Source organism: Aeromicrobium sp. Leaf350, from assembly GCF_916858655.1.
In the GTDB taxonomy this organism is placed as follows: domain Bacteria; phylum Actinomycetota; class Actinomycetes; order Propionibacteriales; family Nocardioidaceae; genus Aeromicrobium.
In genome coordinates this window covers 467647-487960 of sequence record NZ_CAKASL010000002.1, presented here as the reverse complement: position 1 = coordinate 487960, position 20314 = coordinate 467647, and the positions used below count along the sequence as shown (strand labels likewise).

Here is a 20314-nt window from a genome sequence, read left to right as displayed (position 1 = left end):
GGACCGGTCGAACGGGTGGGAGCCACCCTAGTGCGGGTCGGGCTCTCAGTGAGAGACCGGCTCGAGCAGGTCGGCCGTGGTCACGGCGTCGACCTGGTCGTGCAGGGCCTTGAGCAGGCCGTCGTTCTCGATCTTGAGGCGCAGGACCTCGGCCTCGAGGTCGGCGACGCGGCGCTTGAGCAGCGCCGTCTGGTGAAGCTGGGCGGGCGTCGGGCCGCCGAGGTGACCCATGAGTGCCTTGGCCATGGAGATCATCCACGCTTTCTGATGAACACGAGTGAGGTGAACCAGCGATCGCCGCACGACTGCGCCGCGTGATGACGACGGTGCCGGAGCGAGGGGAGCGCCGGTGGGCGCCCGCGGGGCCGGAAGATGAATTCCTGCGTCTCCGAGTGTCCCACCGCGCCTCGGCGTCCGTCAAACCTCGAGGACCCGCGCGCCCCGGGACGACGGCTCTCGTGCGCGTAGGTTGGGCACCATGGCTGATCCCTTCGATCCCGGCGAGCCGGGCTGGTCACCCGTCTCACCCCGGCTCGCCACGGCCCGTCTCCTGATCGGCTCGGTCACGACGCTCGTGGCGGTGGTCGTGGTCGCGGCCCTGCTCGGCATCATCGCCGCGACCACGACACTGCCGCCGTGGTGGGTCGGCCTGCCGGTGGTCCTGGGTCTGCTCGTCCTGGGGTGGCTCGCCTGGTGGGCGCCGCGGAACCAGCGTTCGTGGGGCTACCGCGAGCAGGAGGAGGAGCTCGTGGTGCGGCGTGGGCTGATGTTCCGGCGCGTCGTGTCGGTGCCGTACGGCCGCATGCAGTTCGTCGACCTGCAGCAGGGCCCGCTCGCGCGGCGGTTCGGGTTCGCGAGCCTGAGCCTGCACACCGCGAGCACCAAGACGGCATCGACGATCCCGGGCGTCCCCCACGACGAGGCCCTGCGGCTGCGGCTCCGGCTGACCGAGCTCGGGGAGTCCCGTGGCGCCGGGCTCTGAGGTCGCTCCCCTCGATGCGGGGCGCCGCACCCACCCCCTGACGTCGGTCGTGCTGGGCCTCGGCTGGTCGGCAGCGGCCATCGTGGGGCTCGTGAGCTCGCTCGTCCAGGGTGGCGGGTTCGAGTCGTGGGGCCTGATCGCGCTGCCGGTCGCCGCCGTGGGCGGTGTCGTGGTGGGTAGCATCATCGGCTGGATCAGCTGGCGGTTCACGCTGTTCGTGATCAATGACGCCGAGGTCAAGGTCGACAGCGGCATGCTGTGGAAGAAGTCGCGTCGGGTGCCGTTCGAGCGGCTGCAGTCGGTCGACATCCACGAACCCTTCGTGGCGCGTCTCTTCGGGCTCGCCGAGCTGCGGCTGGACTCGGCCGGCGGCTCCGAGTCGCGGACCGCCGTGCGGTACCTGAGGCTCACCGAGGCCCAGGAGCTGCGCGCCCTCCTCGTGCGGCGGGCGCACGCGAGGGCGACCGGCACCCCGGAGGAGTCGTCGGGAGACGTGGCACCTCCGCCCGATGCGCTCGCTCCCCCGCTCGAGGTCGTCGCCGAGGTGCCGCCCTCGCGGGTCGTGATCGGCACGCTGCTGTCGCTCGACCTGCTCGCCGCCGTGACCGCAGCCGTGCTCGCGGTCGCCGCGTCCATCTGGTTCGCGGAGCCGCTCGCGTTCTTCGGTGGTCTGCTCGGTGCCGGTGGCTGGGCGGTGCAGATCGTCGGCAGTCGGGTGCTCGACCAGTGGGGCTACCGCCTGAGCCGGGTGCCGCACGGGCTGCGGGTCGAGCGCGGCCTGTTCACTCGGACGTCCGAGACGATCCCGTTCGACCGCGTGCAGGGCGTCGCGGTGGTCGAGCCGCTGGTGTGGCGCCAGCTCGGCTGGCGCCAGGTGCTGGTGGCCGTGGCCGGTGCCGGTGGGCAGGGCGAGTCCGGTGAGCAGGACAAGGCCGCCACGGTGCTGCCCATCGCGGACCCGGAGCTCGCCCGTCTGGTGGTCGACCTGCTGGTGCCGGGCGCTGTCGAGCAGCTCGACGAGCGCCACACGCCGCCGCGCTCGGGCTGGGTCTTCGCCCCGATCGGCCGTCGCTTCCGCTGGATCGGCGCCGACGACGTCGCGATGGTCTCGAGCACGGGATGGGTCACGCGGCGCACCAGCATCGTGCCGCACCGCAAGAACCAGTCCGTCGCGGTCGAGCAGGGTCCGCTGCAGCGACGCCTCGGCGTGGCGTCGGTGTCGGTGCACAGCCCCGACGGCCCGGTCGACGTGGCCGGCCTGCACCTGGGCCGCGACGACGCGTTCGCGGTGGCGACCGAGGCGTCGAGGCGGTCTCGCTCGCGGTGACTGCTGCCGTTCAGGCGTCGATGCGGTCGGGATCGAGCTCGTAGGCGCCGGCGACGATGAAGTCCTTGCGCGGCGCCACCTCCGAGCCCATCAGCAGCTCGAAGACGTCGCTCGCCTCCTCGGCGTCGTCGACCGTGAGCCGGCGCAGCGTGCGGTGACGCGGCTCCATCGTGGTCTCCGCCAGCTGGTCGGCGTCCATCTCACCCAGACCCTTGTAGCGCTGCACCGGGTCCTTCCACGACACGTTCTTCTTGCGCAGCTCCGCGAGGGCTCGCTGCAGCTCGGCGTCGGAGTAGGTGTACCGGTACTTGTCCTGTCCCTTCTTGGGGCTCGAGAGCTCGATGCGGTGCAGCGGCGGCACCGCGGAGTACACCCGGCCCGCCTCGACGAGCGGACGCATGTAGCGGAAGAACAGGGTGGCGAGCAGGCAGCGGATGTGCGCGCCGTCGGAGTCGGCGTCGGCCATGAAGATGATGCGTCCGTAGCGAGCCGCGTCGAGATCGAACGTGCGACCGGAGCCGGCGCCCACCACCTGGATGATCGAGGAGCACTCGGCGTTCTTCAGCATGTCGCCGATCGAGGCCTTCTGGACGTTGAGGATCTTGCCCCGGATCGGCAGGAGCGCCTGGAACGCCGAGTCGCGCGCGCTCTTGGCCGTGCCGAGCGCGGAGTCGCCCTCCACGATGAACAGCTCGGAGCGCTCGACGTCGGTGCTGCGGCAGTCGGCCAGCTTGGCGGGCAGGGCGCTGGACTCCAGCGCGTTCTTGCGGCGCTGGGTGTCGCGCTGCTGACGCGCCATCAGCCGGGTGCGGGACGCACCGACGACCTTCTCCATCACGAGCCGGGCCTGCGCCTTGTCGGCGCCGCGCGTGGTGGTGAGGAAGCTGCGCAGCTGCTCGGTGACGACCTTCTGCACGATGCGGGTGACCGCAGGCGTGCCGAGGACCTCCTTGGTCTGCCCCTCGAACTGGGGCTCGGCCAGACGCACCGTCACGACGGCCGAGATGCCCTCGAGCACGTCGTCCTTGATGACGTCGGGGTCGCCGGTCTTGAGCAGACGTGTGCCGCGCAGGACCTCGTTGAACGTCTTGGTCATGCCGCGCTCGAAGCCCTGCACGTGCGTGCCGCCCTTGGGCGTCGCGATGATGTTGACGAACGAGCGCAGGTCGGTCTCGTAGCCCGTGCCCCAGCGCAGCGCGACGTCGACCCCGAGCGTGCGGTCGACGTCCTGCGGCGTCATGTGGCCCTTGCCGTCCAGCATGGGGACGGTCTCGGTGAAGGTGCCCTCCCCCTGCAGCCGCACGACGCCCGTGACGGGCTCGTCGGGGGCCAGGTACTCGACGAACTCGGCGATGCCGCCCTCGTGCTTGAACGACTCCTCCACGACCTCGTCGGTGCGCTCGTCGCGGATCGCGATCTCGAGCCCCGGCACCAGGAAGGCCGTCTGCCGCGCGCGGCGCGTGAGGTCCTCGTAGGAGAACTTGGCGCCCTTGATGAAGATCTGCGGGTCGGCCCAGTAGCGGACCCGGGTGCCGGTGCGGGCCTTCGCGACCTTGGCCACCTTGGCGAGCTCACCGTCGGGTGCTCCGCGCCGGAAGGTCAGCGCCCACGTGGCACCGCCCTTGTCGACCTCGACGTCGAGCCGCTCGGAGAGCGCGTTGACGACGGCCGCACCCACGCCGTGGAGGCCGCCGGACGCGTTGTACGCACCGCCGCCGAATTTGCCGCCGGCGTGCAGCTTGGTGAACACGACCTCGACGCCGGTGAGACCGGTCTTCGGCTCGATGTCGACGGGGATGCCTCGCGCGTTGTCGTGGACCTCGACGGAGCCGTCGGCGTGCAGGATCACGTTGATCTTGTCGCCGAAGCCCGCGAGCGCCTCGTCGACCGCGTTGTCGATGATCTCCCAGAGGCAGTGCATGAGACCGCGGGTGTCGGTGGACCCGATGTACATGCCGGGCCGCTTGCGGACGGCCTCGAGGCCCTCGAGGACGAGCAGGTTGCGGGCGTCGTACGTGCTGATGTCGGGTCTCCTCGTCGTCCCACGTGGCGGTCGTGGCTGATCGTCAGCGTATCCGCGCGGAAGAATGTCACGTGGTTGTGACACGCGTTCGCGCGTGGCTGCCGCAGTCTTGTCGTGATCAGGCAGTATCAATGAGGTACGTCACCAAGACCGGCGAGGAATACCGCCTCGTGATTGGATGTTGGTGGCACTGAAGGCAATTCCCCCCGAAGGAAAGTAGGTCACCGTGACGGCTCTAGCTGAACGCCCCGCGTTGAACGCGACCGACCGCTGCGATCGCTGCGGCGCCCAGGCCTACGTCCGAGTCGAGCTCTCGAGCGGGCTCGAGCTGCTGTTCTGCGCCCACCACGCGCGTGCGTACGAGGACAAGCTGCGCGACGTCGCCGCCTCCATCCACGACGAGTCCGGACAGCTCGCCTCGACTCCTGCGGCGGGCACCGACGCAGAGGTCTGAGACAGACCGCACTCCCAGACACCCACGAACGCCCCGGCCCTCGCTCGGCCGGGGCGTTCGTCGTCTCCTGACGGTTCTCCCCGGTTGTCCCCAGGGCTCTTCGTGGCCGGGGGCGGGTGTCGGTGGGGGCGGGTTGGCTGGTCTCATGTTCGAGGACCTGGCACCGGCGGAGGTGCTCGCCGCCGTGGCGGGCACGGACCTGTCGATGGCCGATCCGGTCGACGTGATGGGTGGCAAGCGGATCGACGCGATCGCCGCTCTGGAGCGTCTGGTGCGTGCGGCGCAGGCCATGCTGGCCGAGCAGACCGCGCTGCTGCTGGCCGAGCGCCGCAGTGCGACGCCGTTCGGGATGGGTGATCCGTTCGTCTCGGTCGCGGCCGAGGTCGCGATGTCCCGCGGCATGTCCCCCAGCTCGGGGATCGCGCTGCTGAACGTGGCCCTGGGGCTGCGGCCGATGGTCAACGTCCGCACGGCCCTGACCAACGGGGTCATCAGCGAGGCCACGATGCGCGCGATCGTGCGCGAGTCCGACACGCTCGACCCGGCAGCCGCCGGTGACCTGGATGCGGCGATCGCCGAGCACCTGCCCGGCCTGACGCCTCGGAGGGCGGCCGAGCTGACGCGCTCGTTCGTGGTCACGATCGACATGGAGGCCGCCATCGAGCGGGAGAAGCAGGAACGCAAGAACCAGTACGTGACCTACGTCGGTGAGGCGCACGGCATGGGCACGCTCATCGCGCGGGGGCCGGCCGAGCAGCTGCTGCTGATCCGCGACTCGCTGCAGAAGCATGCCGACACGCTGCGGGCCAAGGGCGATCCGCGTGATCGGGGTCAGATCATGCTCAACAGCCTGTTCGAGCGCGCCACCGGTCAGGTCGTCCTCGACGGCCCCGATGTCCACCTGGACATCCTGATGCCGATCAAGGCCATCGGCGGCCAGCCGGTCGCGGCCGAGATCGCCGGCCACGGCCCGATCACCCCGCATCTGGCGGCCGAGCTCGTCGACCAGGCCGGCCAGGCGTGGTTCCGGCGCCTGTTCACCGACCCCACCGGCACCCTGGTCGGCCTCGACACGAGAAGACGCTGCTTCACCGGCCTGCTGGCGAAGTGGATCCACACCCGCGACCACCACCGCTGCCGACAGCCGGGTTGCGAATGTCGTTCGAGAGAGATCGACCACATCCAGGCTCACAGTCGAGGCGGACCCACCACCCAGGCCAACGGGCAGGCCGTCTGCACGCTCTCCAACCAGCTCAAGGGGCTCCCCGGCTGGACAGCCGCTCCCGGAACGGATGGCGAGATCACCTGGACCACCCCCACGGGGCACCAGTACGTCTCATCGGCACCGAGACCGAGGCAGCAGGAGTGACCCGGTGGGGTTTTCCCGCAAGCTCGCACGATGTCTCCCGCGCCGCAGCGGCCGCGCTCATAGTGAGCCGACGGCAGTGGTGCCGTCCCGTGAGAGGAGGCCTCATGAAGAAGACGTCTGCCGTGATCATCGCCCTGCTGATGGTGCTCGCGACCGGAGCGCCGGGCGCGGCCGCTCCGTCCCGCACGCTCTACTCCGACTACCCCGGCTGGAAGGCACCCGGCTACTACGGCGTGGCCTACTCCGGCGAGATCTGGCGCGTCGAGCCCGGCGCCGAGCAGGCCTACGCCCTGACCTATCCGCAGTGGGTCTCCGCGGGCCAGCCGGCCCCGATCCCCGCCCAGACCGACTACGTGAAGTACCCGTGGTCCGACCGCATCTACGGCGTCACCTACTTCGGGTCGCACGGCACGCAGTGGCTGTGGGACCACCTCACGGCCGCGCAGTGGTCGGTCGTCGGCAAGCCGAAGCCACGCGCGGCGGGTTTCATCGCCGGGTCCACCTACTACCGCTTCAACGGCACGACCGAGCTCTTCGTCTCCGAGGCCGCAGACCTGCCGGGCCATCGGCTGACCTTCGCGGAGTGGCAGGCGGCCGGTTCACCGAACGTGCCGCCGGAAGCCATGCTCGGCGACGTCTTCCGCCTGTCGTGGGACTCCAGCGGCACCTTGCTGTTCGACGACTTCGACGCCGACGTCTACCCCATCCATCCGCTCACGTACGCGAGCTGGCGACAGCTCGGGTTCCCGACGCCGCAGTCCTACCTGCGCGGCACCGGCGACGTCGCGCCCCACTTCAACGTCTACCGCACCTCGCCGTCCGACCCCACGCTGAGCTACATCAACAACGCCATGGACTACAGCAAGGTGCTGACCTTCGCGGAGTGGAAGGCGCTGGGCTCCCCGCCCCCGGCTGACTACTACCACTGACCCGGGGACGCTGCCGACGTGCGCGGTCGGGCCGCGCGTGCCATCGTCAGGAGGTCCGGTCCCCCGCCGCGCTCGCGCGGCCCGTTCCCCCTGGAGGCATCATGCAGATCGGCGGATCCCTGTTCCTGCTCGCGGTCGGCGCGATTCTCGCGTTCGCCGTCCGCGATTCCATCGACGCGGTCGACCTCACGATGGTCGGCTACATCCTCATCGCCGTGGGCGCGCTCGGCCTGATCATCTCGTTGATCGTCAACGGCCAGCGCCGCGACCGCGAGCCCCCCGTGCGCTGAGCTCGAGCACCAGCGACAGCGGCCCATCCCTCACGGGGTGGGCCGCTGCTGCGTGCAGGCGGCGGTACCCAGCCAGGACCAGCCAAACTGGTTCATCAGGACCATTTACGACTGATCCCTCCGAGTGATCTTTGAGCCATGTATGGCCGACAGGACGCCTGCGTTCCTGATTGCGGGGCACGCGCGTGTGATCCATGTCACGGTGAGAATCGGCGGCCCGCCTGGACCGTCAACTCCCTTACAAGGACAGGTGCAGCAGATGAGAAAACTTGCACTCGTGGCCGCGGGCTTGATGCTGGCGGCCTTGGCGTCCCCGGCTCAGGCACTCGAGCCCCAGGACCCGCGAGCCCTCGAGACGTCGGGGCAGTACATCCCCGACGGCTTGTACCGGGTCGCCTACACCGGAGAGATCTGGCAGGTCGAGAACTTCGACGGTGGCGGCTACACCCATGCCCTCACCTTCGAGGAGTACAGCGCCCTCGAGGACAAGAGCTTCAAGCCCGCGCCCACGGACTACGTCAAGTACCCCTGGTCGCAGAAGCTCTACGGCGTCACGTTCTTCGGCTCCAACCCCGAGTCGTGGCTGTGGGACCCGCTGACGCTCCAGCAGTGGCAGGCCGCCGGTTCACCGGCCCCGCGCAACGCCGGCTACATCAAGGGCTCGGAGATCTTCAAGTTCAGCGGCTCGTCCGAGCTGTTCCTCGAGGAGGACACCTCGATCTACGGTGAGGAGAGCGAGGAGGAGATCCTCGCCTCGATCCCGGCCCACAAGCTCACGTTCAACGAGTGGGCTGCGACCGGCTTCCGCGGACCGGTGGAGCTCACGGCCGAGATCAAGCGCCTCTCCTGGGACTCCTCCGGCGCCATCTTCATCGACTACAACGGCTACGGAGACCAGCTGACCCTCCAGGAGTACCAGTCCATCGGTTCGCCGACCCCCCAGGTCGTCGCCCACCTCCCGGGTGACAACCCGGCGAGCTACAGCGTCTACCGCCAGGAGAACCCGGCCGACGCGCGACTCGTGTACTACAACGGCAACTTCGACTACAAGAAGATCCTGACGTTCAACGAGTGGAACGCCTCGGGTCGACCGACCCCGGGCAGCCCGGTCGGATCCTGCAGCGAGGCCGACGCACCGATCGACGACTGCAACTACTGGGATGCCAGCATCCCCGAGCTCGCGCTCGAGTGATGTCGCCTGACGTGACCTGACGTCACGTCTCGCAGGTGCCCCGGACCGCTTCGGTCCGGGGCACCTGTCGTTCAGCCGAGTGGCACGTCGAAGGCCCCGGTCCAGTGGACCGGGGCCTTCGTCGTGGAGCGGGTGCGACTCAGTCGAGGTAGTCGCGCAGCACCTGCGAGCGCGACGGGTGCCGCAGCTTGCTCATCGTCTTGGACTCGATCTGGCGGATGCGCTCGCGGGTGACGCCGTAGACCTTGCCGATCTCGTCGAGGGTCTTCGGCTGGCCGTCGGTCAGGCCGAAACGCATCGAGACGACGCCCGACTCGCGCTCGCTGAGCGTGTCGAGCACCGCGTGCAGCTGCTCCTGCAGGAGCGTGAACGAGACGGCGTCGGCCGGGACGATCGCCTCGGAGTCCTCGATGAGGTCACCGAACTCGCTGTCGCCGTCCTCGCCGAGGGGCGTGTGCAGCGAGATGGGCTCGCGGCCGTACTTCTGGACCTCGACGACCTTCTCGGGCGTCATGTCGAGCTCCTTGGCCAGCTCCTCCGGCGTGGGCTCGCGGCCCAGGTCCTGGAGCATCTGGCGCTGGACGCGCGCGAGCTTATTGATGACCTCGACCATGTGCACCGGGATGCGGATGGTGCGGGCCTGGTCGGCCATGGCGCGCGTGATGGCCTGACGGATCCACCACGTGGCGTAGGTCGAGAACTTGAAGCCCTTGGTGTAGTCGAACTTCTCGACGGCGCGGATCAGACCGAGGTTGCCCTCCTGGATCAGGTCCAGGAAGAGCATGCCGCGACCGGTGTAGCGCTTGGCCAGCGAGACGACGAGTCGCAGGTTGGCCTCGAGCAGGTGGTTCTTGGCGCGGCGACCGTCCAGGACGATCCAGTCGAGCTCCTCGCGGACCTTCTCGGAGATGCGGCCGCCGGCGGCCAGCTTCTCCTCGGAGAACAGGCCGGCCTCGATGCGCTTGGCGAGCTCGACCTCCTCGCCGGCGGTCAGCAGCGAGACCTTGCCGATCTGCTTCAGGTAGTCCTTGACCGGGTCGGCGGTGGCGCCGGCGACCATGACCTGCTGGACGGGCTCGTCGGACTCGTCGGCCGCGCTCAGCGTGAAGGCGGACTGCTCGTCCTCCTTGATGGTCGGATCGTTCTTGACGTCCTTGACGAACTGGTCGTCGGAGATGTCCGGCAGGATCTTCTTGCCGTTCTCGTCGACCGCGACCGGCTGGCCGACCTCGACCACGACCTCGTCAGCGGTGATCTCGACGGAGATCTCCTGCTTCGTGCTGCCCTTCTTCGCCGGAGCCGCGGAGGCGGCCGCGGCTGCCTTCTTCGCGGGCGCCTTCTTGGCTGGAGCCTTCTTCGCCGTGGTGGTGGCGGAGGCGGGCTTCTTGGCGGGGGCCTTCTTGGCCGGCGCCTTGGCCGAGGTGGAGGAGGATTTCGTCACAGTGTCTTCCGGGGTCGAACGGGACGGATCAGGGCCAGGGCTGGCAGCGGTGTCGTCGGCGGCCGAGGTGGCCGCTCCCGCTGCATCCTTGATCGTCTTCGGGATGAGCCTGCCCACCGTCTTCATGGCTGAAGCAGCTGGATTCACCGGCATGTTTCCACCTCTCGAACGGTTCAAGGGCGCGACGAGGAGACCTCTGGTCAACCTCAGGTCCTAGTCTGCCACGAGCCTGCAAGGCGCGTGACGCCGCCACGGCCTTTCAGGCCGGCAGGGACCAGGCGTGCACGGGTTCGCCCCCGTGCATCCGCTCCCGGTACGCCACCACGAGACGGCGCATCGCACCCTCCGGATCGCTGGAACGGTCGAAGGCGTCGGCCGCGTCGATCTGCCAGGTGGCTCCGTTGACGCCGAGCGCGCACCGACGCTCGATGATGCCGAGATTGCGGTCGCGGACGTCGCCGTCGACGCCGAGCCGGTCCAGGCCCTCGGCGGCCAGGGGCAGCAGGTGGTGCAGCACGAGGTCGCGCACCCGCACGGTGCCGAGGCCCGGCCAGCGCTGCTCGGCCTCGATGCCCCGCCGGGCCGCGGCGTAGAAGTTGTCCGAGGCCACCGCGAACGGCATGCGCGACCACACGGGGCGATCGGCGGAGGCCATCGCCGAGACGAGGCCGTAGAACAGGGCCGCGTTGGCCACGGTGTCGGCGACCGTGGGTCCGGCGGGGAGCAGCCGGTTCTCGACCCGCACGTGCGGTCGCCCGTCGACGACGTCGTAGATCGGCCGGTTCCAGCGGTAGATCGTGCCGTTGTGCAGCCGCAGCTCACCCAGCTGGGGCACCCCGCCCGCCGCCATCACCTCGAGCGGGTCCTCGTCGTCGACGATGGGCAGCAGCGCCGGGAAGTACCGGACGTTCTCCTCGAACAGGTCGAAGACCGAGGTGATCCACCGCTCGCCGAAGAACACGCGCGGTCGGACGCCCTGCGCCTTGAGCTCCTCGCTGCGGGTGTCGGTGGACTGCTCGAAGAGCGGGATGCGCGTCTCGTGCCAGAGCTGGTGGCCGAGCAGGAACGGCGAGTTCGCCGCGGTCGCCGCCTGCACGCCGGCGATCGCCTGGGCGGCGTTCCACACGGCGGCGAACCGCTCGGGCGCGACCTGGAGGTGCAGCTGCGTGCTGGTGCAGGCAGCCTCCGGCATGATCGTGTCGGTCCGCATGTCGAGGCGGTCGACGCCGTCGATGAGGATCTCGATGTCCTCGCCGCGGGCCGCGAGGATCTGCTCGCTCAGCAGCGTGTAGCGCGGGTCGGGCGCGATCGCCTCGCGCGAGAAGTGCTGCTCCTTCACGGTGGGCAGGATCCCCACCATGACCAGTCCCGATCCCGTGGCCGCCGCCTTGCGCTCGGCCTCGTTGAGGTCGTCGCGCAGGGTCTTCTCGAGCTCGGCCAGGCCCTGGCCCGCGATCGGCTTCGGCGGCACGTTGATCTCGAGGTTGTAGCGACCGAGCTCGGTCTGGAAGTCGTCGTCCGCGATGGCCTCGAGCGTCTCCGCACTGGTCATGGCGGCGTCGCCGACCTCGTCGGCGAGGTTGAACTCGATCTCGATCCCCACCTGCGGCTCCCCCACCGAGAAGTCGCGCTCGGTGAGCATCCGCGCGAGCACGTCGAGGCACCGGCGCACCTTGGCCCGGTAGCGCCGGCGGTCCTCGCCCGTGAAGTCCTGGTGGTCGACGTCCTGACCCATGCCGCCAGCGTAGGGCCGGGTCAGGCAGAACGCTCCCGCTGCGACTCCAGCTCCATCGCCTCGGCGATCGTGAGCTGCCCGAAAGCCACGTACTGCTCGGGGGACACCCCACCTTGGACGAGCTGCATCAGGAGGCCCGACATGCGGTGCGCCGGATCGGCCTCGAGGGCCCGCTCGAGCGCAATGACCGCCTGCGCGCCGTCGCCGACCATGTAGGCCGCGAACCCGGCCAGGCACAGCACGGAGGGAACAGGCGGGCCGAGGACGCGCCCGGAGAGGTCGGTCAGGACCCGGAGCCAGTCCTCGGCGTTGTCGAGGTCGATCCGTGCCCAGAGCTCGTCGCGCACCATGACGGAGGTGCACCACAGCGAGACCAGCGCGACCTCCTCGTCCGAGAGCCGCTGCTGGTCGCGGAGCGCCCGGTCGAGGACGGGGTCGATCTCGGCCGTGGCAGCGCTCACCAGGCTCGCGTCGGTGGGGTTCTGCCCGAAGAGCCGGAGCACGCGGTCGAGGTGGACGGCGTACGCCTCGACCATCCGGTCGGCCACGTCGCCGTCGCACGGCGCGAAGCGACGCACGAGCTCACCACGGTCGGCGAGGATCTCCTGACCAGCGGCGACGGCCTGGACGATCGCGAGGTCGTGGCGCGAGGCCTGGTAGCGGACCCCGTGGCGCGGGAACCGCGGCAGCGGCTGCCAGTAGCGGTGCCCGTCGGCCCAGACCACGACGATCGGCTCGATGTCGGGCTCCAGGCGCTCGTAGGCCGCCCGCACCATCGCCTCGGCGCGTTCGTGGTCGCTCGACAGCGCGATGAGCATCGCGCCCTCGGCCCCCTGTCGGCGCAAGTGGTGGAGCGCCAGGTCGGCCGCCACGTCGACGTCGTCGAGCTCCGGGAGGTCGATGCGGAGCCGGAACCCGAAGCGGTTGCGGGGACCGGACGTCGCGACGGCGATGAACGACTCCTCGGGCACGAAGCCGAACAGGATCGGGACGGCGGCGAGCACGTCTCCGACGCTGTGGGCGGTGAAGACGGACTCGGGTTCTGCGCGGCGGCGTCGGCTCATGCCGTCCACGTTCGGCCGTCGCGGCTGACCTCGGGGCGGTCGACGTCGTGCCTGTGGACGGCCGGGGCCTGTGGAGGGAGGGACAATGGACCCATGCGGTCCACGGCCTCGATCCTCCACCTGGATCTCGACGCCTTCTTCGCCTCGGTCGAGCAGCGCGACAAGCCCTCGCTGCGCGGAAAGCCCGTCGTGGTGGGTGGCGTCGGAGCCCGCGGCGTCGTCTCCACCGCCTCGTACGAGGCCCGGAAGTTCGGGGTCCGATCGGCGATGAGCTCGGCCGAGGCGCGGGCGCGATGCCCGCACGCCGCTTTCCTCAGCGGACGCTTCGAGGCCTACCGCGAGGCCAGCGGCATCGTCATGGCTCGCCTGCGTGAGCTGTCGCCCGTCGTGCAGCCGCTGTCGCTGGACGAGGCGTTCGTCGACCTTGCGGCCGACGAGGACTTCGACCCCGAGCGCATCGACGACCTCGTGGCCGAGCTGCGCGCCGACGTCACCCGCCTCACCCACGGCCTGACCGCCTCGGTCGGCGTCGCCTCCAGCAAGCTCATGGCCAAGATCGCGAGCGAGATCAACAAGCCCGACGGCGCCTTCGTCGTTCAGCCCGGCACGGAGGCCGACGTGCTGGGTCCGATGCAGGTCACCGCGATCCCGGGGGTCGGACCCGCGACGACCGAGCGACTGCGCCGCCTCGGCGTGGCGACGGTCGAGGACCTGCGCCGGTTCACGGCCGACGACCTGGGCGCCCACGTCGGCCCGACGACCGCGACGTCGCTCTACCGACTGGCCCGCGCCGACGACGACCGCCCGGTCGAGGCGTCACGCGAGACGAAGTCGATCAGCGTGGAGGACACCTTCGAGACCAATCTCGTCGACCGTGCGCAGCTGACCGCGATCGCGGAGCAGATGGCCCGCCGCGTCGCCCAGCGGCTGCGCAAGAACGGCCTCTCGGGACGCACCGTGACCCTGAAGGTGCGCTACCACGACTTCGAGACGCACACCCGGTCCACGACCCTCAGCGGCCCCACCGACCACGGCGGCGTGCTGGCGGAGACGGCGCGTCGCCTGCTCGACGCGGAGGACCTCGGCGGTGGGCTGCGGCTGCTGGGCGTCGGCGTCAGCGGGCTGGCCGACTGGGTGCAGGACGACCTGTTCAGCGAGCCGGAGCCCGAGGAGGACCTCGTGCCGCTCCCCTCGCGCGACGACCGCAGCCGCAGTCGTGGGTGGTCGCCAGGCCAGGACGTGACGCACGCCGAGCACGGCGACGGCTGGGTCTGGGGCAGCGGGCTCGGACGCGTCACGGTGCGCTTCGAGACCCGGGAGTCGCCCTCCGGCCCGATCCTCACCTTCGCCGCCGACGACCCGGCCCTGTCCCACCGCTCCGCCGTCGTGGGCGGTACGGCTAGCGTCGACCCATGACCGGTACTCCCGACCTGCCCTCCGTCGTGGCACCGCCCGTCGCGGACGTCCGTCCGACCGTGCGCCGCTTCCACGGTGACGAGTTCACCGACGACTACGAGTGGCTCCGCGACGTCGAGGACCCGGACGTGCTCGCGCTGCTCGAGGCCGAGAACGCCTACACCGAGGCGCGGACGGCGCACCTGGCCGACCTGCGCGAGACGATCTTCGGTGAGATCAAGGCCCGCACGCGTGAGACCGACCTCTCGGTCCCGGTGCGGCACGGCGACTGGTGGTACCTCACCCGCACGGTCGAGGGCCTGTCGTACGCGATCCGCAGCCGCTGCCCCGCCACCCCGGCCGACTGGACTCCCCCGGCCGTCGAGGCCGGTGTGGAGGCGCCGGGCGAGCACGTCCTGCTCGACTCGAACGTGCTGGCTGATGGCCACGAGTTCTTCTCGCTCGGCGCGTTCAGCCTGACCGACGACGACGCGATGCTGGCGTACAGCACCGACACGACGGGCGACGAGCGCTACACGATCCGCTTCCGCGACCTCCGCACGGGCGAGGAGCTCGCCGACGAGATCCCGGGCACCAGCGGTGGCGCCACGTGGTCCGCCGGCGGCACGCACGTCTTCTACACGACCGTCGACGACGCCTGGCGGCCTCATCGCGTCTGGCGCCACCGGCTCGGCACGCCCGTGAGCGACGACGTGCTGGTGCACGAGGAGACCGACGAGCGGTTCTTCACGGGCATCGGCCGCACGCAGTCCGAGAAGTACCTCGTGATCGTCGCCTCGTCGAAGGTCACGAGCGAGACCCGGCTCCTGCCGGCCGACGACCCCGAGGGCGACTTCCGCGTCGTGCTGCCCCGCGCCACCGGTGTCGAGTACTCCGTCGAGCACGCGATCGTCGGCGGGCAGGACGTGCTCCTGCTGCTGCACAACGACGGTGCGGCCGACTTCGAGCTCGTCGCCTTCGACCTCGAACCCGTCCTGACCACTCCCCTGTCCTCGGCCCGCGACGGCCGCGTGGTCGTCGCCGCCGATCCGGGCATGCGCCTGGAGGACGTCGACGTCTTCGCCCGCCACCTGTTCGTGTCGTACCGCCGCGCGGCGCTGACGCGTCTCGGCGTGCTGAAGATCGACGCGGAGCGCACGGAGACGGGTGGCTTCGGCGAGATGCGCGAGGTCGACTTCGACGAGGAGCTGTTCTCGTGCGGCCTCGGCGCGAACGCGGAGTGGGACCAGCCACTCATCCGCATCGGCGTCGGCTCCTTCGTGACGCCGTCGTCGGTGCTCGACCTCGACCCGGACACGTTCGAGACGCACCTGCGCAAGCAGGCCGAGGTCCTGGGCGGCTACGACCCGGCCGACTACGTGCAGCACCGCAGCTGGGCCACCGCCGACGACGGCACTCGCGTGCCCGTCTCGGTCGTGGCCCGGGCCGACACGCCGCGGGACGGCACGGCACCCGCCCTGCTCTACGGCTACGGCGCGTACGAGATCAGCATCGATCCCGGCATGTCCGTGGCCCGCCTGTCGCTGCTCGACCGCGGCTTCGTGTTCGCGGTGGCCCACGTCCGAGGTGGCGGCGAGATGGGCCGCGCCTGGTACGACGGCGGGAAGATGGCGCAGAAGCGCAACTCCTTCACCGACTTCGTCGCTGCGGCGCACCACCTGGTCGACGAGGGCTGGACCAGCCACGACCGGCTCGTGGCCGAGGGCGGCAGCGCCGGAGGCCTGCTGATGGGCGCCGTCGCGAACCTCGCTCCCGACGCGTTCCGGGGCGTCCTGGCCGCGGTGCCGTTCGTCGACGCCCTCACCACGATCCTCGACCCGTCGATGCCGCTGACGGTCATCGAGTGGGACGAGTGGGGCGACCCGCTGCACGACCCGGAGGTGTACGCGTACATGAAGTCTTACACCCCCTACGAGAACGTGCAGGCGCGCCCGTACCCGGCGATCCTCGCGGTCACGAGCCTCCAGGACACGCGCGTCAGCGTGGTCGAGCCCGCCAAGTGGGTAGCCCGTCTGCGGGCCACCGCCACGGGCGACGCACCGATCCTGCTGAAGACCGAGATGCACGCCGGCCACGGCGGTGTCAGCGGCCGGTACGACTCCTGGCGCGAGCGCGCCTTCGAGCTGGCGTGGATCATCGACACCGCCGCGGCCCCGGGGTGAGCCGCGACACGCCTCGAATTCCGGCCTAAGAACCGGCTGAGAGGGGAATCCTCCGGGCACCCTGTGCGTTGACCCCCCGTAGAGACACCACCGGGAGGCGCATCATGAGCACGAAGACCGACACCCGAGTTCGCGAGTCCGAGGGCAAGGACAGCGTCGGCATGTACCTGGCCGAGATCGCCCGTACGCCGCTGCTGGACGCCCAGCGCGAGGTCGAGCTGAGCCGCACGATCGAGGCCGGCCTGTTCGCGCACCACCTGCTCGAGACCGGCCGCATCGGCCGCGCCAAGGGCGGTGCGCCCAAGCGCGCCGAGCGCGAGGAGCTGGAGTGGATCGTCGCCGAGGGCGAGCGCGCCATGCAGGAGTTCGTCCAGGCGAACCTGCGACTGGTCGTCTCGATCGCCCGCAAGTACGGGCGCTCCGCGATGCCGATGCTCGACCTGGTGCAGGAGGGCAACACCGGCCTGATCCGCGCCGTCGAGAAGTTCGACTACAGCAAGGGCTTCAAGTTCTCGACGTACGCCACGTGGTGGGTGCGTCAGGCCATCACCCGCGGCATCGCCCAGCAGGCGCGTGTCGTGCGGCTGCCCGTGCACGTCGTCGAAGAGCTCAACCAGGTCACGGCCGCGCGCCGCAACCTCGAGCGCGAGCTCGGCTACGACCCCGACCCCGCCGAGATCGCGATGGTCCTGGACATGGACGTCGACCGGGTCATCGACCTCATCTCGTGGGGCCGCGACCACGTCAGCCTCGACACGCCGGTCGACGAGGACGGCGACACCTCGCTGGGCGACCTCATCGCCCGCGAGCAGGCGCCGGGTCCTGACGAGAGCGTCATGTCCGACGCCACGCGCCAGCTGCTCGGCGGTCTGATCGACCACCTGGGCGACCGCGAGGCCGACATCGTGCGCTCGCGCTTCGGCCTGGTCGACGGACGTCAGCAGAAGCTGGCCGACATCGGCAAGCGTCACGGCATCAGCGCGGAGCGCGTGCGTCAGCTGGAGCGCGAGTCCCTCGCGACCCTGCGTCGCATCGCCGATCCTGACCTGGCGGCCTGACGAGGTCGCTAGCGTCCGACGAGGTCCCGCCAGACGTCCCCCACCCTGGCGGTGAGCTCGTCCACGGAGCCGCTGTTGTCGACGATCACGTCGGCGACAGCGGCTCTGTCGTCCCTGGAGGCCTGCGTCGCGATCCGCGCCTGCGCCTCCTCGGGCGTCATGCCCCGGTCGCGCACGAGGCGCTCGACCTGGACCTCGACGGGCACGTCGACGACCACCACGACGTCGCACGCGGTGTGGGCGCCCATCTCGATGAGCAGAGGGTTGTCGTGCACCACGACGGCCTCGGGGCCGGCCTCGTGCTCACGACGGGCCGCCAGATCGCGGATCGCCGGATGCGTGATGCCCTCGAGGTCGCGGCGGGCCGACTCCTCGGCGAACACGATCGCGCCGAGCGCGGGACGGTCGAGCGTGCCGTCGGCGGCGATCACGCCGTCACCGAAGCGCTGGGCGATGGCCTCGAGCGCCGGAGCCCCCGGCTCGACGACCTCACGGGCCAGCAGGTCGTAGTCGACCACCACCGCCCCGTGCTCGCGGAGGAGACGACTCACGGTGCTCTTGCCGGAGCCGATGCCGCCGGTCAGGCCGACGCGCAGCGCGACAGGAGCCACGGGTCAGCCGGTGGCGGCGTCGCCGGACGTCGTGACGTGCACGTGGTCCATGTGGTTCGCCGTGGCGCTGCCCCGGCTCTCCATGCCACGCCAGCCCGAGCCCGGCTCCCAGATGCGCTGGCGCCAGATGACCTGCGTCACGCCGAGCTTCTCGTGGTTGTCGATCGCGAACTGCGCGATCGCGTCGCCACGGGCCTTGTCGGAGTTCATGATGTCGAGCGCACGGCCCGTCGGGTGGCCGGAGCTGTTGGACCGTGCGGCGCGACCGCCGTAGGTCGTGATCTCGGGGAACTTCGCGCAGACGGCGCGGTACACCTTGATCGTGTCGGGCTGGAGGCCCTTCTCGACACCTGACCCGTGCGAGCACGGCGCCGTGCCCAGGGGCTCCTCGGCGGTCAGCGTGCTGGTGGCGACCCATCGCGGCACGTCGTTGTAGAGCACCTGCGTCCAGTCACCCTCGACGACGCCAGTGACGAGCACCTGGGTGCCGCTCTCGGCCTGGCCGAGGACGACGGCGTCGGGAGCTGCGTCGGAGCGGATGTCGGACGTGTCGGCGACCCAGAGGGCGCCGGCGGCCTGCTGCGCCGTGGCGGCCGGGGCCGCGAGCACGGGACGCTCTCCACCGCGGCTGACCTCGCTGGCCGCGACCGAGACCCGGTCGGGGCCGACCGGCAGGTCAGCGCTCGGGCTCGTGGCCACGGCAGCCGTCGCGATCGCGATGGCGCCGACGCCCAGCGTCGGCAGGACCACACGCCGGATCTGCTGCTGCCAGAAGGTCGAGCCCCGGCGATCTGGGGTCGCTCGTACGTCCGCCCGTCGCTTGCCGGGAGAACCCACTGTCGAACCACCTTCGTACATCGAGGACATGGAACGAGGCGCGGACCGATGTCTCGGCCGCCCCTCGACTGAACCATACTGCCATGCCCCTGGTGAGCCCTGGGGTCGTTTCAGGCGAAAGCACGTGATGCACGTCACGCGATCTCGGTAGTTTTCAGGCCCTCACGCCGTCTCGAGACAGGTGAACTGCTTGCGGTACGCGAGCGGGGCCAGCCCGCGGACCTGGGTGAAGTGGTGGCGCAGGGTCGCGGCGTTGCCGAAGCCGACGCGGGTCGCGATCTGCTCGACGCCGAGGTCGGAGTTCTCGAGCAGCTCCTCGGCGACCGCGACACGCTGCCCGGTGACCCACTGCAGCGGGGTCGTGCCCGTCTCGTCGCGGAAGCGCCGCGCGAAGGTCCGGGGTGACATGTGCGCCTGCCGGGCAAGCCGGTCGACGGTGAGGGACTCGTCAAGGTGCTCCGTGGCCCAGGCGAGCAGCGGAGACAGGGTCTCGGCCTGCTCGGCCCGGACGGGTGCGCGGACGAACTGGGCCTGTCCACCGTCGCGGTGCGGCGGCACCACGATGCGTCGCGCCGTGGTGGCGGCCACGCGGGCGCCGTAGTGGCGCCGCAGGAGGTGGAGGGCCGCGTCGATGCCGGCGGCCGATCCGGCGCCGGTGACGATGCGGTCGTCCTCGACGTAGAGCACGTCCGGATCGACCTTGGCATCGGGGAACGCCGCCTGCAGCCGCTCGCCGTAGCGCCAGTGCGTCGTGCAGCGTCGGCCCTGGAGGAGGCCCGCATCGCCCAGCAGGAAGCTGCTCGAGCAGTGCGCGTAGATCCAGGCGCCGCGCGCGTGCGCCCGAGCGACCGCCTCGGCGACGACGGGCGAGTGGTCGAGGTAGTCGTGCTTCGGCGCGATGCAGACGAGATCGGCGTCCTCGAGCTCCTCGAGCCCGTGGTGCACGACCAGGTCGAAGCCGGCGCGCCCCTTCACGACCCCGGGGTTCTCGGTGCACACCACGAAGTCGAAGACCGGGTTGTCGTCGTCCGGGTGGTACGGCTCGGCCCAGACCTCGCAGATCGATCCGAGTCCGAACGGCTCGACGCCGTCCTGCACGACGGCCACGACCTTGCGCAGCGGGCCCGAGGGCGCGGGCACGTGGCGGGGATCTCCGTACGGCTCGATGTCCATGGACCCCATCGTGCCACAGAGATGGCAGTTATTCGATGGGCGCTGTCATTGCTGCCACTGGTGGCAGGAACTGGCTGGGAGAAGAATTACTGCCATGATCCTTCTCACCGCGCTCCTGTTCCTGTCCTTCCTCGTGCTCGTCGAGGTCGTGCTGCTGCTCGTCCGCGGCGACGGCCTCGGCCACCGCACTCCCCCGCGCAGCCACCATGCAGACGCGTTCGAGCCCGGCCACCGCGTGCGGTGACCGGGCT

The 20314-nt window shown here is 70.4% G+C and carries 19 protein-coding genes; 11 read left to right on the top strand and 8 right to left on the bottom strand.

Annotation, left to right across the window (positions count from 1 at the left end; genetic code table 11):
• Window positions 1-45: 45 nt before the first annotated feature.
• Window positions 46-246, bottom strand: coding sequence for a hypothetical protein (locus tag LO931_RS11300; protein WP_229053700.1), 201 nt, complete (start codon window positions 244-246; stop codon window positions 46-48).
• Between the two features lie 232 nt (window positions 247-478).
• On the opposite strand from LO931_RS11300, the gene LO931_RS11295 reads away from it, so the two are divergent.
• Together LO931_RS11295 and LO931_RS11290 are read left to right on the top strand one after the other, a co-directional pair.
• A complete protein-coding gene (locus LO931_RS11295; RefSeq protein WP_229053699.1) occupies window positions 479-982 on the top strand; it encodes a PH domain-containing protein in 504 nt (167 codons plus the stop codon).
• On the top strand, window positions 966-2309 hold the full coding sequence (locus LO931_RS11290; RefSeq protein WP_229053698.1) for a PH domain-containing protein: 1344 nt from the start codon (window positions 966-968) through the stop codon (window positions 2307-2309). Before LO931_RS11295 ends, LO931_RS11290 begins: the two co-directional genes overlap by 17 nt.
• 10 nt (window positions 2310-2319) lie before the next feature.
• Here the strand turns inward: LO931_RS11290 and LO931_RS11285 are convergent, their stop codons facing one another.
• Window positions 2320-4416, bottom strand: a complete 2097-nt coding sequence (locus tag LO931_RS11285) for a type IIA DNA topoisomerase subunit B (protein WP_370636103.1) — start codon at window positions 4414-4416, stop codon at window positions 2320-2322.
• A gap of 142 nt (window positions 4417-4558) precedes the next feature.
• On the opposite strand from LO931_RS11285, the gene LO931_RS11280 reads away from it, so the two are divergent.
• The 5 genes from LO931_RS11280 to LO931_RS11260 all read left to right on the top strand — a co-directional run bounded on the left by LO931_RS11280 (window position 4559) and on the right by LO931_RS11260 (window position 8566).
• Window positions 4559-4786, top strand: coding sequence for a hypothetical protein (locus tag LO931_RS11280; RefSeq protein WP_229053697.1), 228 nt, complete (start codon window positions 4559-4561; stop codon window positions 4784-4786).
• A 145-nt stretch (window positions 4787-4931) separates the two neighbouring features.
• A complete protein-coding gene (locus LO931_RS11275; protein WP_229053696.1) occupies window positions 4932-6155 on the top strand; it encodes an HNH endonuclease signature motif containing protein in 1224 nt (407 codons plus the stop codon).
• Between the two features lie 104 nt (window positions 6156-6259).
• Window positions 6260-7084, top strand: a complete 825-nt coding sequence (locus LO931_RS11270) for a hypothetical protein (protein WP_229053695.1) — start codon at window positions 6260-6262, stop codon at window positions 7082-7084.
• A gap of 101 nt (window positions 7085-7185) precedes the next feature.
• Window positions 7186-7374 carry a DUF6458 family protein gene (locus LO931_RS11265; RefSeq protein WP_229053694.1) on the top strand — a complete coding sequence of 63 codons (189 nt, stop codon included), beginning with the start codon at window positions 7186-7188 and terminating at the stop codon, window positions 7372-7374.
• A gap of 259 nt (window positions 7375-7633) precedes the next feature.
• The gene (locus LO931_RS11260; protein ID WP_229053693.1) at window positions 7634-8566 is read left to right on the top strand and encodes a hypothetical protein; all 933 of its coding nucleotides are present in this window, start codon (window positions 7634-7636) and stop codon (window positions 8564-8566) included.
• Between the two features lie 139 nt (window positions 8567-8705).
• Here LO931_RS11260 and LO931_RS11255 read toward each other — a convergent pair whose 3' ends face one another.
• From LO931_RS11255 to LO931_RS11245, 3 genes are all read right to left on the bottom strand, one after another.
• Window positions 8706-10160 carry an RNA polymerase sigma factor gene (locus tag LO931_RS11255; protein WP_229053692.1) on the bottom strand — a complete coding sequence of 485 codons (1455 nt, stop codon included), beginning with the start codon at window positions 10158-10160 and terminating at the stop codon, window positions 8706-8708.
• A 106-nt stretch (window positions 10161-10266) separates the two neighbouring features.
• The gene (locus LO931_RS11250) at window positions 10267-11742 is read right to left on the bottom strand and encodes a glutamate--cysteine ligase (protein WP_229053691.1); all 1476 of its coding nucleotides are present in this window, start codon (window positions 11740-11742) and stop codon (window positions 10267-10269) included.
• A gap of 20 nt (window positions 11743-11762) precedes the next feature.
• The gene (locus LO931_RS11245; protein WP_229053690.1) at window positions 11763-12806 is read right to left on the bottom strand and encodes a DUF4192 domain-containing protein; all 1044 of its coding nucleotides are present in this window, start codon (window positions 12804-12806) and stop codon (window positions 11763-11765) included.
• 93 nt (window positions 12807-12899) lie between these two features.
• Between LO931_RS11245 and LO931_RS11240 the strand changes: the two genes are divergently transcribed.
• From LO931_RS11240 to LO931_RS11230, 3 genes are all read left to right on the top strand, one after another.
• A complete protein-coding gene (locus tag LO931_RS11240; protein WP_229053689.1) occupies window positions 12900-14222 on the top strand; it encodes a DNA polymerase IV in 1323 nt (440 codons plus the stop codon).
• Entirely contained in the window at window positions 14219-16384 is a 2166-nt protein-coding gene (locus LO931_RS11235) for a S9 family peptidase (protein ID WP_229053688.1), read from the top strand. Before LO931_RS11240 ends, LO931_RS11235 begins: the two co-directional genes overlap by 4 nt.
• Before the next feature lie 104 nt (window positions 16385-16488).
• The gene (locus LO931_RS11230) at window positions 16489-17442 is read left to right on the top strand and encodes an RNA polymerase sigma factor RpoD/SigA (RefSeq protein ID WP_229053687.1); all 954 of its coding nucleotides are present in this window, start codon (window positions 16489-16491) and stop codon (window positions 17440-17442) included.
• 8 nt (window positions 17443-17450) lie between these two features.
• Here the strand turns inward: LO931_RS11230 and coaE are convergent, their stop codons facing one another.
• The 3 genes from coaE to LO931_RS11215 form a co-directional block, all read right to left on the bottom strand.
• Window positions 17451-18053 carry a dephospho-CoA kinase gene (gene coaE, locus LO931_RS11225; RefSeq protein ID WP_229053686.1) on the bottom strand — a complete coding sequence of 201 codons (603 nt, stop codon included), beginning with the start codon at window positions 18051-18053 and terminating at the stop codon, window positions 17451-17453.
• A gap of 3 nt (window positions 18054-18056) precedes the next feature.
• On the bottom strand, window positions 18057-18890 hold the full coding sequence (locus tag LO931_RS11220) for an SH3 domain-containing protein (protein ID WP_229053685.1): 834 nt from the start codon (window positions 18888-18890) through the stop codon (window positions 18057-18059).
• A 162-nt stretch (window positions 18891-19052) separates the two neighbouring features.
• Window positions 19053-20063 carry a GlxA family transcriptional regulator gene (locus LO931_RS11215; RefSeq protein ID WP_229053684.1) on the bottom strand — a complete coding sequence of 337 codons (1011 nt, stop codon included), beginning with the start codon at window positions 20061-20063 and terminating at the stop codon, window positions 19053-19055.
• Window positions 20064-20157: 94 nt separating this feature from the next.
• Between LO931_RS11215 and LO931_RS11210 the strand changes: the two genes are divergently transcribed.
• Entirely contained in the window at window positions 20158-20307 is a 150-nt protein-coding gene (locus tag LO931_RS11210; RefSeq protein ID WP_229053683.1) for a hypothetical protein, read from the top strand.
• Window positions 20308-20314: the final 7 nt, after the last annotated feature.